At 66.2% G+C, this 16,263-nt stretch carries 13 protein-coding genes; 3 read left to right on the plus strand and 10 right to left on the minus strand.

Annotation, left to right across the window (positions count from 1 at the left end):
* Positions 1 to 2: 2 nt before the first annotated feature.
* From DSHI_RS12995 to DSHI_RS13040, 8 genes are all read right to left on the minus strand, one after another.
* Entirely contained in the window at positions 3 to 665 is a 663-nt protein-coding gene (locus DSHI_RS12995; RefSeq protein WP_012179219.1) for a hypothetical protein, read from the minus strand.
* Positions 662 to 895: a hypothetical protein gene (locus DSHI_RS13000; RefSeq protein WP_044027889.1), complete on the minus strand. Its 234-nt coding sequence runs from the start codon at positions 893 to 895 to the stop codon at positions 662 to 664. Before DSHI_RS13000 ends, DSHI_RS12995 begins: the two co-directional genes overlap by 4 nt.
* The gene (locus tag DSHI_RS13005; protein ID WP_012179220.1) at positions 892 to 2,226 is read right to left on the minus strand and encodes an ATP-binding protein; all 1,335 of its coding nucleotides are present in this window, start codon (positions 2,224 to 2,226) and stop codon (positions 892 to 894) included. The genes DSHI_RS13000 and DSHI_RS13005 overlap by 4 nt, the downstream gene beginning before the upstream one ends.
* 5 nt (positions 2,227 to 2,231) lie before the next feature.
* Entirely contained in the window at positions 2,232 to 3,311 is a 1,080-nt protein-coding gene (locus DSHI_RS13010) for a Pvc16 family protein (RefSeq protein WP_012179221.1), read from the minus strand.
* An 870-nt stretch (positions 3,312 to 4,181) separates the two neighbouring features.
* Positions 4,182 to 5,000 carry a hypothetical protein gene (locus DSHI_RS13020; protein ID WP_012179223.1) on the minus strand — a complete coding sequence of 273 codons (819 nt, stop codon included), beginning with the start codon at positions 4,998 to 5,000 and terminating at the stop codon, positions 4,182 to 4,184.
* Complete coding sequence (locus DSHI_RS13025; protein WP_012179224.1) at positions 4,997 to 5,506, minus strand: phage tail protein; 510 nt, start codon at positions 5,504 to 5,506, stop codon at positions 4,997 to 4,999. Before DSHI_RS13025 ends, DSHI_RS13020 begins: the two co-directional genes overlap by 4 nt.
* A gap of 26 nt (positions 5,507 to 5,532) precedes the next feature.
* Entirely contained in the window at positions 5,533 to 7,878 is a 2,346-nt protein-coding gene (locus tag DSHI_RS22615; protein ID WP_012179225.1) for a phage tail sheath family protein, read from the minus strand.
* 220 nt (positions 7,879 to 8,098) lie between these two features.
* Positions 8,099 to 8,740: a LuxR C-terminal-related transcriptional regulator gene (locus DSHI_RS13040; protein ID WP_012179226.1), complete on the minus strand. Its 642-nt coding sequence runs from the start codon at positions 8,738 to 8,740 to the stop codon at positions 8,099 to 8,101.
* Between the two features lie 218 nt (positions 8,741 to 8,958).
* Between DSHI_RS13040 and DSHI_RS13045 the strand changes: the two genes are divergently transcribed.
* The 3 genes from DSHI_RS13045 to DSHI_RS13055 all read left to right on the plus strand — a co-directional run bounded on the left by DSHI_RS13045 (position 8,959) and on the right by DSHI_RS13055 (position 14,489).
* The gene (locus DSHI_RS13045) at positions 8,959 to 11,148 is read left to right on the plus strand and encodes a dehydrogenase E1 component subunit alpha/beta (RefSeq protein ID WP_044027892.1); all 2,190 of its coding nucleotides are present in this window, start codon (positions 8,959 to 8,961) and stop codon (positions 11,146 to 11,148) included.
* 397 nt (positions 11,149 to 11,545) lie between these two features.
* The gene (locus DSHI_RS13050) at positions 11,546 to 13,852 is read left to right on the plus strand and encodes a cache domain-containing protein (RefSeq protein ID WP_012179228.1); all 2,307 of its coding nucleotides are present in this window, start codon (positions 11,546 to 11,548) and stop codon (positions 13,850 to 13,852) included.
* A complete protein-coding gene (locus DSHI_RS13055) occupies positions 13,845 to 14,489 on the plus strand; it encodes a response regulator transcription factor (protein ID WP_012179229.1) in 645 nt (214 codons plus the stop codon). The genes DSHI_RS13050 and DSHI_RS13055 overlap by 8 nt, the downstream gene beginning before the upstream one ends.
* Positions 14,490 to 14,497: 8 nt before the next feature.
* On the opposite strand, the gene DSHI_RS13060 is transcribed toward DSHI_RS13055, so the two are convergent.
* Together DSHI_RS13060 and DSHI_RS13065 are read right to left on the minus strand one after the other, a co-directional pair.
* Entirely contained in the window at positions 14,498 to 15,526 is a 1,029-nt protein-coding gene (locus tag DSHI_RS13060; protein ID WP_012179230.1) for an AbrB family transcriptional regulator, read from the minus strand.
* Positions 15,523 to 16,164, minus strand: a complete 642-nt coding sequence (locus DSHI_RS13065) for a GntR family transcriptional regulator (protein WP_012179231.1) — start codon at positions 16,162 to 16,164, stop codon at positions 15,523 to 15,525. The genes DSHI_RS13060 and DSHI_RS13065 overlap by 4 nt, the downstream gene beginning before the upstream one ends.
* Positions 16,165 to 16,263: the final 99 nt, after the last annotated feature.

Here is a 16,263-nt window from a genome sequence, read left to right on the forward strand (position 1 = left end):
GCTCAGAACCCTCCGCCAAAACTGAAGGACACGGCACTCGCGACCGTGTCCGCCGCGTTCAGGCCCGCCCCGATGGACTGGCGCACTTTCTCGACCGTATAGAACGGGTTGTTGCCCTCGATCACCGTGAAGCTGAGCTGCACATTGGCCCGGTACGGGATCAGCGTGGGCAGATGGGCGGTCTCCTCCACCTGCACCTGCGTCAGGAACACAGGCAGCACATGCGTGCCCCAGACCAGCAAGAGCACCGAGGCCGTCTCGTTGCGCTGGAACGCCCGCTGTCCCCCAAAGCCCAGCGCGGCCAACGTATTCAGCCCCCCGGGCCCCTGCACCTTCGGCTCGACCATGGACCGCAACGTGTCCAGCTCCGGCTCGATCCCCGCCACACCCGCGATGGGATTGCCCTCGGCCATGCGGTCCGAGCTATCCAGCAGGATCGCCATGGTGAAGGTCTCGGGCTGCAACTCGACCCCCTGGGCCACGCGCGGCGTCTCGGCAGGCGTGGTGAAGTCGTATCCCCGGTTCGTCCCCGGCGCACCGCCTTGGCTGAGCGAGATCGACCGGGTCCGCGACAGGGTGGTCGGGTTGAACGTGAACTGGAACACCAGCGGCGGCAGGCTGATGCCGTATTCGATCAGGAAGCCGCGGATCAGCGCAACACTCATGCCCCGCCCCCCGATTTCAGCTTTGCCGCTGTCGCGCGCCCGATGCGCTGCGCCAGCGCCTGCGGGCCTTCGCCCGGAATGCCAGGTACGGTCACGCGCACTGTGGCGGTTGAGGACGACGCCCCCTGCCCCATCGCCTTTGTCACGGCACGCAGCACCGCCTGCGGATCCGCCCCGGGCGGCACATGCAGGGTCACCTTGTCGAGCATCACGGTCTTGCGCCGGCTCATGATGCGCCCTCCAGCCGCTCGGCCTGCGGCAGATGCGCGCCCAGCGGCCCCAGCTCCTTGTGGCCCGTCGCCTTGCCGGACTTGCCCAACTCGCGCCAGATCGCCGTTGCGATCTGTGCCAGCCCGATCTCCGTGTCGTCCTCCGCCGCCAGATAGGCCGCGTGCAAGGCCGCATTCTGGATCCCCCCGCCGGTCAGAGGCACCGCCGCGGCAAGCTCAGCCAGCTTCACCTCCGCCGCGATCGGCGCGCCCGCAGGCAGAAGCCGCGCCCAGAGCGCCTCCCGCGCCGCGAGATCCGGGCGCGGAAACTCGATCACCGCCTGGAAGCGCCGCATGAACGCCGGGTCCAGATGGGTCCGCAGGTTGGTGGTCAGGATGCAGGGGCCGCGATGCTGCTCGATCCGGCTGAGCAGATGCGACACCTCCATATTGGCGTACCGGTCGCGCGCCTCTTTAACCTCGGCCCGTTTGCCCAGAAGGCTGTCGGCTTCGTCAAATTGCAGCACCATCTCCGCGCCATGGGCGGCATCGAACAGCGCGTTGAGGTTCTTTTCGGTCTCGCCGATATATTTCGACACGACCATCCCCAGATCGACCCGGTAGAGCGGCCAGCCCAGCTCCGCCGCCAGCACCGAGGCGGTGAAAGTCTTGCCCGTCCCCGACGGCCCCGAAAACAGCGCCAGCGGGCCGCCCACATCGCGCCCGCCCCAGTCGGTCACCACGCGCGACCGCTGCCGCACCCAGATCAGGAACTCACGCAGCATGCGCATCTGCGTCTCCGGCAGCACCAGGTCCTGCCAGCTCGCCGGATCGCGGATTAGGGTCGCGCCGGGCGGCGGTGCCAGAACACGCTGCCAGCCCATAAGCCGCGCCAGCATCCTCGGCTCGATCTGCAGCGCGCCGTAGAGCCCCGGCGCCTCGACGCTGATGATCCGGCGGCTGACCAGCGCCCCTTCCGGCGACATTGCCCGGTGCAACCCGGCCGTCTCGGCCGGACGCAGGGCCAACAGCTCCTGCAGCAACGCGGGCGACGGCTGCGGTCCGGCACTCTGCAAGGACTGGAAAAGCCAGCCTACCCGCGGCTGGACCTCCACGGCCACGAGCGCGGCGAGGATATCCATCTCCAGCATGCTCAAACCATCGAGAGGCAGACCGTGCCAATGGGCCGTCTCCGTGCGCAGGGCGGAAACTGCAACCTGCAGCGCAGTCAACGCCTCCAAAAGAGCCTCTGGAGGCTCCCGACCTTGCCGCGATTCCACCAGGCACAGGGCCAGCGCCTCGATCCGGTCCCATTCCGGTTCCAGCGCGGCAAAGCCGGTGATCTCGTCCATCGCGTTCACGGGCTCACCTCCCGCCACAGGGTGATGAGCAAGGGCGCGCTGCGCGCGGTTTCCACCGGCCCCCCGGCATACCGCGTGAACTGCCGCTGCGCCGTCAGCATCAGTTGCAGCGAGGTCTCATCCGGCGCCAGCGCCTCCGGCAGCGGCGCGGCCACGGGCACCCCCGGCAACCCTGCGGGAATGTTGCGCGGATCGATATCCTCGGTTGCGGGTGTAGCGGCCTGCGCCGCGCCCACGGTTTCCCAGCCGGTGTCGCGCCACGCCTGCCAGACCAGATCCACCGGCGTGTTGGTCTCTCCGGCGATCCAGACCTGCGGGACGAACCCGGCAAAGGCCGGGGCTGTCACGTCGAACGAAAGGGTGCGGTGGAGCGCACCTTCAAAGATCAATGCCGTGGCCGGGGCCCAGCCCGGACCGGTCGTGTCCACCAGCACAGCAGGGACCGGCGGGCCGAGGATCACCCCGTCAAATGCCGCCCTCCGCGCCGAGAAGTTCGCGCGGATATCGGTCCCGATGGCCCCCACCATCCGCGGCTCGGAAGCCAGCTCCAGAGGCATCACCGGGGTCAGTGACATTTCGTAGACCGCAGACGGGCGGTAATGAGTCTCGCCCTGGGTCGACCAGATCTGGTTGATCTGCTCATCTGTGGCGGGCAGGAAAACCACACGCGTGCGCACCTCGATCCCATTGGCACCCCCCGCCGCGCTCACAGTCACCGGGTCGAGTACGGGCGTCTCATGCAACACGCGCATGGTCTCGCTCAGGATGCGCATGTCGTTCTCACCTGCCGAGATCGTCTGACCGCCATCGGCCTCCACGATACCGAAGGGCGTGATCATGCAGAACATCCGCATCCGCCAGGGCAGGTCGGGCTGCGTGTCGGGCTGAAACCCCGAGGGCTCGAACCGGTAGAAGAACAGGTTGAGATGATGTTCGGTCGGGTTGTCGATCCCCCCCACCACCGCGGGCGCCCCCATGGTCACCTCGATCCCGCGGGCCTGGGCCTGGATGCCCGCGCTGATCACGTCGCGCACCTGCATGCAGACCTGCGCCAGCGAGGAGGTGGGCACCGGCATGGCTCAGACACTCCGTACATGGAAGCGGCTGGGCGATATCGGAGCGGAGGAACGGGTCCGCCCAGGCCGGGGTTGCGCAGGCGCGGGATCCTGCACGACGATTTCCACATGACCGATCCGGACCTCCGGGGCCTCGGCGGGGATCTGGGCCGCGCTGACCGATGGCACCGGCCGGGATGAGGACGCGTCAACCGGACTGCGGATCTCGGGGGTAATCGCCGCGGGCAAGAGGGCCGCCTGCGGATCAGCTACTCTCTCAGGGTCCACCGGGGGATCTCCTGCGAACCGCGCCACCGATGCAAGCTCCGAGACCGGCGGGTCAGAGGACAGATCCCGGTCGGCATGCTGCGGGCGGCGATACGCTCGATATTCCGCATCCGTCTGCGCATCGGGTGACCCGGGCCAGCGCGGGACGGCGTGTCCGGGCGCGACGGGGCTCTGGGATAACTGCCCCGGCATTCCTGATGCGCTCGGCGCCTGCTCTGTGGCGCGCCGTGTCGTCTCGGCATGCCGCACGGACGAGTTCCGCGCGGTGCCTGTCGCAAGGCTCGGCCCTTGCGCACCGTCGGGACCAGCGGCTCTGAAATGCGGCATCGGCGGCTGGACAAGATTGTCCTTGCTGTCCTTGCGGACCGGCTCAGCGGCGCTCCCCTGCTCGCTGTCGGATTCGAGGGGGTCGGGCGCCACGCGCGCCGCGGCTCCGGTGTCGTTTTCCCACGATGGCGGCGATCCCTCAGCCTCCGTTTCCATCAGACACGCCGACACCAAGGGCTCCGCGACCACGCCTGCGGCGCGCGCGCCCGGGAAAGCGGGCGTGGCCCTGCGCCGGGGCTGGGCGTCACGAACCACCTGGCCGAGATACCCCATCGCCTAGCCCTCCGCGCCGAACTCGGGGGCGCGTACCATGCCGCGCGCCCGGTCGATCCGCGCAAGATAGGCCTGCCGCCGTGCCCTTGGCAGGGCGAGGATCTCCGCCTCGGACCAGTGATACTGACTGGCGATCAGGTGGATCTCGTCGAGAATGTCCGAGGACGGCCGGCTGAGAGCCAGGTAGGGATCGATCTCGATCCGCAGCGCGGCACCGCACTCCGGACAGGACGTGGCGACCTCCAGCGCGACCTCCGGTGACAGGTCCTCGATGGCGGCCTCAAGCTGCTGCTTTGCCTCCACGCCCAGCGCCCCGGTCTCAACCTGCTCCACCAGCAGCGCGAACAGCGCGTCGGCCGCGGCCCCGGGCGGCAGACCCGCGATCGCCTCCTGGTCGGCCCCGGTCGGGCTGCGCAGAACGCAGGCCGTACCCTCGACCGACAGGCGCGTCTGAGGGTAGCCCGGCCCGGCCGGTTTGACCGGCAAGTCCGACTGGGTCACAGGCACCTCGAAGGGCCCGTCGCAGGTTTGGCAAGTTCCGCCAAGCCAGACCGTATCCGGCCCGAGCCGTGCGCCGATCTGGCGCACCAGGTATTGCCGGTCTCCGACGCTCAGGGCCCCGGGATCCACCGGCGCGCCACCGACGCTCTCCACCGTCTCGGCCAGAAACCGGCTGACCCGCGCGGGTTGCGACAAGTTCGATGCCGCATCCCCCAGATCGACCAGCGCCATCTCGGTCCGGCCCGTCATCGGGCGCAGCACGACATCCTGGCGCAGCCCGCCCTCGCCCGGCACACCTCCGATGAGGGTCAGCTCGCTCACGTCTCGACCGGCTCGGCCACCGACACGTCGCGTTCCCAGCCCTCGTTTTCCAGCTTGATCATCTGGATGCCCACTGCATTGCGCGTTCCGGCATCAAGCTCCGGCACCAACTGCGCCTCGCTCACCCAGCAGCGATAGATGCGGTAACTGAGCGCCACCGCCCCCTGCAGGTTCATGATGTTGAGTGTGATATCCTTGCGGTACTGCACCAGCGACATCGCCGCATTACCCTGGATGTTGTTGACCAGGTTTGCCCAGTTCTCGAACACCGGGTCATGGGTCAGCCCCTGTTCCAGGGTGATCGGCTCATAGGTCGCGCCACCGGGCATCACCCGCTCCACGTTCGGCTCCCCGGCAGAGCGCCATTTCACCGCCTCTACGGTCCGCTTGAGGCCAGAGAACTTGCGCAGCCCGGCCACCGTCTGACCATCGATCAGCACCTGGAAGTTGAAGGTCCGGTAGGGATCGAACCGGTGGGCGTTGGCCGGAAAAAGAGGGGCCGCCATGATCGTATCTCCTCGTCTTGTCTCGATTACTGTTCTGCGACCTTCTGCTGAATTCGCACGATGACGAATTCCGCAGGTTTCAGCGGCGCAAAGCCGACGATCACGATCACCTGGCCGCGGTCGATATCCGCCTGGGTCATCGTGTCGCCGAGATTGCAGCGCACGAAATAGGCGTCGTTGGCCTTCTCTCCCTGGAAAGCCCCGGCCCGGAACAGCCCATCCATGAACCCGCCGATATTGGTCCGCAGGGATGCCCAGAGCGGATGCGCGTTGGGCTGGAACACCGCCCACTGGATCCCGTCCTTGATCGACTTTTCAATGAAGAGCGCGGTGCGCCGCACCGGCACATAGCGCCATTCCGGCACCGCCTTGGTGGCCAGCGTCCGGGACCCCCAGACCACCGACCCGAAGCTCGGCAGCTTCCGAAAGCAGTTGATGCCGCGCGGATTGAGCGTCGACTGCTCCAACTCCTCGACTTCGAATTCGAGCGCCGAAGCTCCGACCAGTCGGGTCTCGACCCCCGCGGGCGCCTTCCAGACCCCGCGCCGCCCATCCGTCTTGGTCCACAGCCCCGCGGCAAAGGCCGAAGGCGGGATCAGAACCGTCTTGGGCGCGGTCGGGTTTAAGTCCACATTGTAAAGCGGGTTGGGCGAGCGCACCCAAGGGTAATAGGTCGCCGCATAGGTCGACGAGGTCAGCTGCAGCGCGTCGATCCCGGTATCGGTGGTCAACTCCACCCCCGGCGGTGGATCAGCGATGAACATCATCCGTCGCTCCCGTTCGGCGAAGGCGATGGTGTTGGAAATCTCCAGGCTCGGTCCGGTCTCGGTATAGGGTTGGCCCGGCAACAGGATCATCGTCACATCCGGCACCTTGCGCAGCACCCCGTCGTAAAAGGCGGCGTAATCGGCCGCCGACGGCGCGACCGTGGTGCCGCCGACCAGTTGCTCCCCCTCGCCACCGGATCCGAGGGTCTGCAGCGGCATGACCGGCGAAGTGCCCTGGGTCACTGCGCGCCCGGCCACGGATGTGCCCGTGCTCAGGTTCAGGTAATCGGCGAAGTTGCCCGCCGCGACCGACACGCCACTGACGCGTGGCGCCGGGTTGCCCGACGTGATGACAAAGCGGTTGGTGTCATAGACCACCGTCGCCTCGGTGAAGGACACAAGGTCCGGCCGTGCTGCGCGGATCGCGGTCTCCATCACGCCCGCGACCAGCGCACCGTCCGTGCCGTTGGTGCCGACAAAGCCGGTGTCGGTGAAATCCATCGCCACCGCCACCGGACCATGCCCATCGATGGTGATCGAGATCTCCGTCGGGGCATTGGCCGCCGCATTCACCCCGTTCGCCGCGCTGGAAAAGAACGTCCCGCTGGCCCCGACCGCAGGTTCACTGGTCAGGGTGGCGCGATCCTGCGGCGTCATCCGCATCAGCGCGCCAAGCGTCCCACCGCCCCCCGCCAGGGACGCGACCGATCCGTCCTCGGGCGCGGTAATGGTGAAGCGGGGCGCGGTGTAGTCCACGGTGACGGTCTGAAACACATCGAGCGGACTATGCGCCCGGATACCCGCCTGCACCGCCGCCGCCAGCAGGTCCGCATCGTCCACATGGTCACTGCCATCGAGCCCGGCGGTGGACAGGTCCACGGTGATGGTCTCTGTCCCCCGCCCATTGAGGTTGAGCGTCAGCGTGCCAGAGGTCGCACCGCCCAGCCCCGCGGTGAAATAGGTCGCCTCGGTGCCGGTATCGCCGCCTTGCAGCGTCGCATCGGCATAATCGCTCGCGGCAAGCTCGGCCTGCGCATCCGGGCCCAGCGCCACATCGATCAGCCGCGACTGATCCGCGATCACGTCAATGACATAACGGTCCGAGCCCGCGCGCATGTCGAGCCCCGCAAAACGCTCCATCAACTCGAACGTGCCATCGATCCGCGCGCCGACCTCCAGATCGAAGCTCAGGGCATCAGGGTCCGGCTTCACGATGCGGATGTAGAGATCATTGCCCCAGTCGCCCACGCTGGAGGCCGAAACAACGAGGACCGGCTGCGCCGTGTTCGCCCCACCCGAGCCCTGACCGTTGACCGAGACCGAGGCCGCCTTCGAAAGCCCTCCCGCCAAGCGGCAGATAAAGGCCTTCTTGCCCCCGTTGAGATAGAAGGCCTGCACTGCAAGCCCCATGGCGTCGTCCTCGGAGGTGATGTCTCCATAAAGCGACTTGTAATCGTCCAGCTTGCCGATCGGCTCGGCGCTGCCCGCCGGTCCTCGCCTGGCCGAGCCGACAAAGGCCGCAACGGACGTGGCCGCCCCCTCGATGGGACGCGCGCCGCTGGGGATTTCTTCGATATAGACGCCGGGGGATTGGTAGACCGCCATGACAGGGCTCCTGACTGAGACAGCCGCGGCTCTTGTCCGCGGAACGGATCGTCTCAGCGTTCCAGAACCGACAGTGGCTGCAAATGAAGCCTTGGGTTCAAAAATGATCTGTACCCTCGGGCCCATGCGGGGGACCGTTGGATCTAGATCTTCACAGACCACACAAAAAAAGCCTCCCGAAACAGGCGGCAGCGGCAGGTGACGGTCCGGAGGGGCGATGCTACGTCGATCTGCGTCGATGCAGGGCGGCCGCCTCGCCTCGGCGGCGGACCCCCAGTTTGCCCAGCAGGCTGTGGACATGGTTCTTCACCGTCGAGACCTCGATGCCCAGTGTACAGGCGATCACCTTGTTGGGCTTGCCCCGCTCGATCAGGTCGAGGATTTCCCGCTCGCGCCGGGTCAGTTGCATGCCGGGCTGCGCGCAGGGCTCCGCCTCGCGCCGAGCCCTCAGCCGCCCAACATGGCAAAAGAGCATATGCGCCACCTCGGGCTGGCAACGCAGGGCACCCGCCCGCGCATCGTGAATGGCACGGGTGAGATCGGCCAGGGATGCGTCCCGCGCCACGAACCCCCGCGCCCCGGCCTCTGCGCATTCGAGAATCTGGCCACCGTCCCGGTCGACACCCATGGCGATCAGGGCTGTCTCCGGTGCTCCCCGGGACAAGGCCGCCATGAAATCGGTGGCTTCACATATCTGAAGGTCGACAAGCGCGACATCGGCGGCAGACCGCCGAATGGTCCGCAAAGCCTCCTGTGATCGGGAGGATGCCTGCCGCGCATCTAACTCCCCACTTTGCGAGAGCGCGATGGCCAAGCCCTCACGAAACACCTGCACATCCGACATGATCAGGACTCTGATCATACATCCCCCTGAAATCACTTGTTAATCTCAAAAACTGCGACGTCCGGAAATACCTGTGAACGCCAGCTACAATGCTACCACGCGCAGAGGCATTGTATCAACTCCTTGCCAACGCACCCCTGCGGTTCGGCCTGTAAGCTTGCGTCGCGGTTTCCGCTCTTGCGCCCGCGTGCCCGATGGGCAAGCCTGCCGCCACCACTGGAGACCGGGCCCGAGCCATGGACCGCGCCGATATCGTGCATCAGAACTTCCTGCGCCGGGTCGCGGCGCGCGATCTGCCCCCCGGCGCCGCGCCAGACGGCCCGCTTTCGGCAGACGAAGCGCGCAGCATCTACCGCGCCGCCTGCCTGACCCGCGTGCTCGACCTGCAGAGCCGCAAGATGCAGAAGGCCGGACAGGGATTCTACACCATCGGCTCCTCGGGGCACGAGGCGATGGCGGCCGTCGCCACCGCCCTGCGCCCGACCGACATGGCCTTCCTGCATTACCGTGACGCCGCCTTCCAGGTCGCGCGCGCCGCCCAGGTGCCGGGCCAGACCCCGGCCCGCGACCTGCTTCTGAGCTTCGCCTGTTCGGCCGAGGACCCCATATCGGGGGGGCGCCACAAGGTGCTCGGCTCCAGGGCGCTGAACATCCCGCCCCAGACTTCGACCATCGCCAGCCACCTGCCAAAGGCGGTGGGCGCCGCCTATTCCATTGCCCCGGCGGCGCGGCACAAGCCTGAACATCGGGTACTCGACCCGGACGGAATCGTCTGTTGCAGCTTCGGGGATGCCTCGGTTAACCATTCCACCGCGCAGGGCGCGTTCAACACCGCCAGCTGTACCGCATACCGGAATATCCCCCTGCCCCTTCTCTTCGTCTGCGAAGACAACGGGATCGGCATCTCGACCAAAACCCCGCCGGGCTGGATTTCCGCGAGCCTCGGCGCGCGGCCCGGGATCACCTATTTCCACGCCGATGGGCGCGACATCTACGAAACCTTCCGCGTGGCCCGGGAGGCGGCGCATCATGTCCGCAACAAGCGGCGCCCGGCGATCCTGCACCTGGAAACGATCCGGCTTTATGGCCATGCGGGCGCGGATGTGCCCACCAGCTACCTGCCCCGCGCCGAGGTCGAAGCGGCGGAGGCGGACGACCCGCTCCTGCACATGGTGCGGATGCTGGATGCGGCGGGCGTGCTGCCCTCTGCCGACGCGCTGACGCTTTACACCGACTGTCATGGCGAGGTGGCCGATCTGGCGCGTGACGTGGTTAAACGACCTCGCCTGCGCACCGCGGCAGAGGTCATGCACAGCCTCATCCCCCCGAAACGCCCCTGCCGCACCGGGAACGGGCCTGCGCCGGACGCGCGCGCGGCGGCCTTCGGGGCCGATTTCGACAGTCTCGATGCGCCTCAGCCCCTGTCGAAGATCCTGAACTTCACGCTCACCGACCTGATGCTGGAGCATGGCGAGATCGTCCTGATGGGTGAGGATATCGGCCGCAAGGGCGGGGTCTACGGCGTCACCCAGAAGCTGGCGCAACGTTTTGGGCGCGACCGCGTGATCGACACCCTGCTGGACGAACAATCCATCCTCGGGCTCGCCATCGGCATGGCCCAGAACGGTTTCGTGCCGATGCCCGAGATCCAGTTTCTCGCCTATCTGCACAATGCCGAGGACCAGTTGCGGGGCGAGGCAGCGACCTTGCCCTTCTTCTCCAACGGCCAATACACGAACCCCATGGTGCTGCGCATCGCGGGGCTGGGGTACCAGAAAGGGTTCGGCGGGCACTTTCACAACGACAATGCGCTGGCGGTCCTGCGCGACATTCCCGGCGTGATCCTTGCCTGCCCGTCCACCGGTGCCGATGCCGCCCGAATGCTGCGCGAATGTGTGCGGCTGGCCCGGGAGGAACAGCGTGTGGTGGTTTTCCTGGAACCCATCGCGCTTTACCCGATGCGCGATCTGCAGGGCGACAAGGATGGCGGCTGGATGACCCGCTACCCCCCGCCGGGGGAGCGCATCGATCTCGGCCAAGTCGGCCAGCACGGCACCGGTACGGATCTCGCGCTCGTGAGTTTCGGCAACGGGCACTACCTGTGCCACAAGGCCCTGCCGCAACTTCGCGCCGCCGGGATCGATCCGCGTATCATCGACCTGCGCTGGCTGTCGCCGCTGCCGGAAAGGTCCTTGCTGGAGGCGATTGACGGCATCCCCAACATCCTGATCGTCGACGAAACCCGCCACTCCGGCGGGGTCGCCGAAGGGCTCATGGCCCTCCTATCGGAGCGCACGAATGCCCGGCTCGCGCGCGACACCGCCGCAGACAGCTTCATCGCCACCGGCCCGGCCTATGCCGCCACCCTGCCCTCGGTCGACAGCATCACCACAGCAGCCAGAACCCTGGTGTTTCCCCCGGTCTGAAGCGCGGTCCAGCGCCTCGGGCAAATCGCGCGCGACAGCCCGGGTTCGATCGGGGCGCAGCCCCGGGTTGCGCAAAAATCCGCGCACTCGCCCACATAGGCAAAACTACGTAGGTAACACAGCGAATAGCCCCTCATCTTCGCAGCCTCTAGGCTTTCTATCAGCCGGTGCGTGCGTTTTTTTGCCGGGACAGACATTTAAGGGTGTTTCGTGAGACGCCCGAGACTTTCCAGGAGTGAGTGGCTTGGATCGGCACGCTCTGTCCCCTTGGGGCAGAGCGTGTTGCTTTTGGGATGGTAGCCATGCGCTCAACATGCATTCTAGAATGAGTTTGGAGAACACGCGACACCCCTCCGGGATTGTCGGCGGGAAACCACTGACGGGACAGGGCGGACGCATGAAGTCACTGGGGGCCATTCTTGCACTGGCTTTGGCAGGGTTGCAGCTGCTGGCGGTGGCCGTGGTGGTGTTCTCGTCCTACTTCACATCCGAGCGCAGCCTGCTGGAACACGCCAGAAGCCAACTCTATGACGTTGGCACCAACGTGATCCAGCATACTAAATGGTTCATGTCTCCGGCCCGCAGTGCGGCGGAACTGTCCACCGCGCTTGCCACCAACCAGATCGTGCGCCGCGAAGACCGCGACCACCTCGAAGGCCTGCTGTTTCAGCAACTCCGCTCGGCCCCCCAGTTCGCCGGGGCCTATTACGGAGATTCCGACGGGAACTTCGTTTACGTCAAACGGGAAGGCGACCAGCAATACCTGACCAAGATCGTCGATGTGGAGTCCGCCCACCGCGCCCTGTTCATCCGTCGCAGCGACGATTTCGCGGATATCGGGCGGTATGTCGACCCGACGGACACCTATGATCCCCGCGCGCGCCCTTGGTATATAGAGGCGACCGCATATCGCAGCAGCATCTGGACCGATCCCTATATCTTCTTTACTTCGCAATCCCCCGGCATCACGGCCGCCACGCCGGTGGTGGGGTTCAAGGGGAATGTCCAGGGGGTCGTGGGTGTCGATATCGAGATCGCCGAGCTGTCGAATTTCCTATCCAACCTGCGGATCGGGAAGACCGGTGCAGCCCTGATCCTCAATCGCAACGGGGATGTGATCGCCCACCCGAACCCGGATCTTCTGACGACCAAGGGCGAGGGCGGCACCCTGCAATTCCCCTCGATTACCGAGATCGACGATCCCATTGCACGCGCCGCGTTCGGCGACCGCCTCGGCCCGGACGGGGTGGCCGTGGACAGCCCGATCCAGTCTGACTTCGAGCTTCTGGGCGAGCGGTTCGTGTCCCTGATCATGCCCTTCGGGCTCGACGACATTCCCTGGACCATCGTTCTTTATGCCCCACAGGTGGATTTCACCGGAGCTCTGAAAGAGAACCGCGCCCAGAACACCCTCATCGCCATTGCCGTGGCGGCCACCACCGCCCTCCTGGGCCTGGCCCTCGCCAACCGGATTCACGCCCCCGTGCGCGCCTTTGCCGTGCGCTCCTCGCTGATCTCCCAGGGCGAGGTCGACCCGAACGAACCCCTGCCCAGCACCTACAAGGAACTGGAGAACGCCAACACCGCGCTGGTCCACGAGATCTCGGAGCGCAGGCGCACAGAAACCGAGTACCGCGAGATCTTCGAGCGCGCCTCCCGCGGCATGGTCCGGATCGACAGCAGCTCCGGTCGGCTCAAGCGCGTCAACGAAAGCTTCGCGCAACTGCTCGGCTACAGCCCCGGCGATCTCGAAGGGGTGGATTTCCGCATGCTGCTCGATCCCGAAGAAACCGAGATACGGGCTGAGTTCAGCGACTGGATCGGCGGGCAGAAAGCCTTCGGGTTCGAGGCGAAAGTCCTGCACCGGGGCGGCGAGACCGTCTGGATCAGCTTCAACGGCATCTACGTGCACGAGGGCGGCCCGGATGATACCTATGTGGTGGCCACCATTGACGACATCACCCAGGCCCGCGCCACCGAAGAGACCATCGAAACCCTGAACCGGGAGATCGCGTATTTCTCGCGGCAGGAAATGATGGGGGAGCTGGCAACCGGGCTGGCCCATGAACTGAACCAACCCCTGACCGCGATCACCCAGAACGTGGATGCCGCCCAGCTGACCATCGAGAAGACACCGAACCGCATGAATGACGTACGCGCGCTTCTCGGCGAAATCGACGATCACGCCCATCAGGCCGCCGACATCATCCGGGCGCTGAGGGCCCTCGTGCGCAAGGACGAGAACGTCCCCAGCGATTTCGGCATCATCGAACTGGTGACCCAGGCCCGCCGCCTCGTTCTGCCCGAAGCGCGCCAGCACAGCGTCGATTTCGTGCTCCCCAAGGGCAAGGAAATCATGGTTCGGGCGGTCAAGGTGCAGGTCGCCCAAGTGGTGGTCAACCTGCTGCGCAACGCCGTGGAGTCCCTCGCGCTGCTGGACAGCGACGCACGCATCCTGCGCGTTAGCGCCACCCGGGAGGGCGACCATGTCCGCGTCGTCGTCGAAGACAACGGGCCGGGCATCGACGACGCGCTGGAATTGTTCACACCCTTCGAGACCACCAAGCGGGATGGAATGGGGCTCGGCCTGTCGATCAGCCGTACGCTGATCGAGGCGAATGGCGGCAAGATCTGGCACGAACGCTCTGGTCAGATGACCCGGTTCTGTTTCACCCTGCCGGTGAGGGGAATCGGTGATGTCTGAGAGCGAATTGCAGGAGCCATGCGTCTTTCTGGTGGATGACGATGCGGATATACGCGCATCGCTCTCCCGGGCCCTGGGGTTACGCGGCTACACGGTCAAGACCTTCGCCTCCGCCCATGAGTTTCTGGGCACCTATGATGGCTCGGCCTCGGGCTGCCTGATCCTTGATTACGGCATGCCGACCATGAACGGGCTGGAATTGCAGGCCTATCTGAAAGCCGCGGGCATCGACGTGCCGATCATTTTCATCACCGGCCATGGCGGTGTCCCGGAATCGGTGCAGGCCATGAAAATGGGTGCGATCGACTTTCTGGAAAAACCCTTCAAGCAATCGATCCTCATCGAACGGATCGACGCCGCTTTCGAGGCCGATGCCAAGCGGCGCGAGGTCAACCAGCACCAGTCGGAGATCGTGGCGCGGTACCAGGGCCTGACCAGCCGCGAACAGGAAATCGCGCTGATCATCGCCACGAACCCGGCGCGCAATTCCTCCAAGGACGTGGCCCGCACTCTGGGGATCAGCCCGCGCACCGTGGACCATCACCGCGCCCGCATCCTAGAGAAAATGGACGTCCGCACCGTCGCCGAACTGGTCGAGGCCGCCCTCAAGGCGGACCTGTTCAAGACCGACCCCTAAGCCCGACCCTAGCGCGCGTCCTTGTCCCCAAGCATCCGCACCACGATGGGCGCGCCGAGGATCACCACGAAAATCCGCAGGATATGGTGCGCCACCACGAAGGCCACATCCGCGCCCACGATCAGCGCCAGCACCGTCAACTCCGCCTGCCCCCCCGGTGCAAAGGCCAGCAGCGTCTCCATTCCCGGCGCAAGACCGGCGAGATAGACGCCTTCGACGAAGATCAGCGTCAGCACGATCAGGATCCCGCAAAACCCCAGACCCGCGGCAAGATCGCGTCGGATCTCGCCCCAGGTGATGCCCACGTATTTGCAGCCGATGGTCACGCCGATGAAGAACTGCGCGGCCCATATCGCCTCCGCCGGCGGGCGGTTCTCCAGAAGTCCGGACATGGCCGCAGCCCCGGTCACGATCATCGGCCCGAGGATGGCCGCGCCGAACAGCCCGATCCGACGCGCGCCCCACCAGCCGACAATCGCGCACAGCCCCATCAAACCCATCTCGTGAACCGGCACGACACCGAGAGACGCACCCGGCGGATTGCCCAGATCCGCCCCCCACACCCCCTTGAGCAAAAAGGGCAATGCCACGACGATCACCGTCACCCGCGTCGCATGGATCAGAGACAGGGTCCGCACATTGCCCCCCGCCTCCTCCCCGAAAAGGAGCATGTCCTGCAACCCGCCCGGCATGGCCGAGTAATAGGCCGTGGCCGGATCATACCCCCACAGCCTGCGGAAATAAGGTACCCCCACCAGTCCGATCGCAACAACCATCACCGGAACCAGCATCAGGGTCGGCCACATGGCGGGAAAGGTCGCCAGGACCGGCGGCGTCAGCGTGGCCCCGACCGCCACGCCAAGGACCATGCGCGTCGCCTCGTTGATCGGCTTGAGGCTGCGCATGGGCACGCCCAGCATCGCCGCCGTCAGACAGGCGAAGATCGGCCCCAGAAGCCAGGGCAGCGGCAGGTCCAGCCATTGAAACAGCCCGACGCCCGCAAGCGCGACCGCGAAGGCGGTGAAAATGCCGATCATGCGTCCCACGCCCGCAATCGGTGCCGCAGGGAGGTCTGCAAATGTGTCTCCGCCGCGGCGCTGGCCGCGTCCGAATCGCGCGCCCGCAGGGCCGCGACGATATCGGTATGCTGGGCGGTGACCTGGTCGATCCGGGCCTGGTCGGTGAAGGTGGTCGGCCCCAGCAGGATCAACGAGTTGTTGAGCGCCCGCGCCGCATCCATCAGGAACCGATTGCGGCCCGCATGATAGAGCCCGAGATGAAACCGCTGATTGATCTCCGCTGCCCTGGCCGGGTGCGTCCGCTCGGCCCTGATCGCCTCATTGAGGTCTGATAGCGCGTCGAACTCCGCTTCCGCACCGTGCTTGGCCGCCATGGCCGCGGCCGTGCGCTCCAGGACGACGCGCATCTCGTAAAGCTCCACGATCTCACGCTGGGAGAGCTTGCGAATGACCGCGCCCACCCGTGGCCGATGCTCCACCACCCCCTCGGCCTCCAGCCGCCGCAGGGCCTCTCGCACCGGCGTGCGCGACAGGCGCAATCGCTCGGCCACGGATTCCTCGCGCAACCTGTCCCCCGGGCGGAACTCGCCGGAGTGAATGGCATCGAGCAGCGCGCCATAAGCGGCCTCGCCGCTGGATTTCGACGATTCTTTCAAGAAGAGCCTCTTGTATCCGAAAGGATACAATGCACCTAGCACCAGCCGGGCACTCAGGTCAAACGCCCGAACACGGCGTCTCGCGAGCCGGATGAACGG

The organism is Dinoroseobacter shibae DFL 12 = DSM 16493 (assembly GCF_000018145.1).
Lineage (GTDB): Bacteria > Pseudomonadota > Alphaproteobacteria > Rhodobacterales > Rhodobacteraceae > Dinoroseobacter > Dinoroseobacter shibae.

Coding starts and splice junctions, on each gene's coding strand:
- DSHI_RS13055 (WP_012179229.1), top strand. CDS start 13,845: ATGTCTGAGAGCGAATTGCAGGAGCCATGCGTCTTTCTGGTGGATGAC.
- DSHI_RS13060 (WP_012179230.1), bottom strand. CDS start 15,526: ATGATCGGCATTTTCACCGCCTTCGCGGTCGCGCTTGCGGGCGTCGGG.
- DSHI_RS13050 (WP_012179228.1), top strand. CDS start 11,546: ATGAAGTCACTGGGGGCCATTCTTGCACTGGCTTTGGCAGGGTTGCAG.
- DSHI_RS13025 (WP_012179224.1), bottom strand. CDS start 5,506: ATGGCGGCCCCTCTTTTTCCGGCCAACGCCCACCGGTTCGATCCCTAC.
- DSHI_RS13010 (WP_012179221.1), bottom strand. CDS start 3,311: ATGCCGGTGCCCACCTCCTCGCTGGCGCAGGTCTGCATGCAGGTGCGC.
- DSHI_RS13000 (WP_044027889.1), bottom strand. CDS start 895: ATGAGCCGGCGCAAGACCGTGATGCTCGACAAGGTGACCCTGCATGTG.
- DSHI_RS13045 (WP_044027892.1), top strand. CDS start 8,959: ATGGACCGCGCCGATATCGTGCATCAGAACTTCCTGCGCCGGGTCGCG.
- DSHI_RS22615 (WP_012179225.1), bottom strand. CDS start 7,878: ATGGCGGTCTACCAATCCCCCGGCGTCTATATCGAAGAAATCCCCAGC.
- DSHI_RS12995 (WP_012179219.1), bottom strand. CDS start 665: ATGAGTGTTGCGCTGATCCGCGGCTTCCTGATCGAATACGGCATCAGC.
- DSHI_RS13040 (WP_012179226.1), bottom strand. CDS start 8,740: ATGATCAGAGTCCTGATCATGTCGGATGTGCAGGTGTTTCGTGAGGGC.
- DSHI_RS13005 (WP_012179220.1), bottom strand. CDS start 2,226: ATGGACGAGATCACCGGCTTTGCCGCGCTGGAACCGGAATGGGACCGG.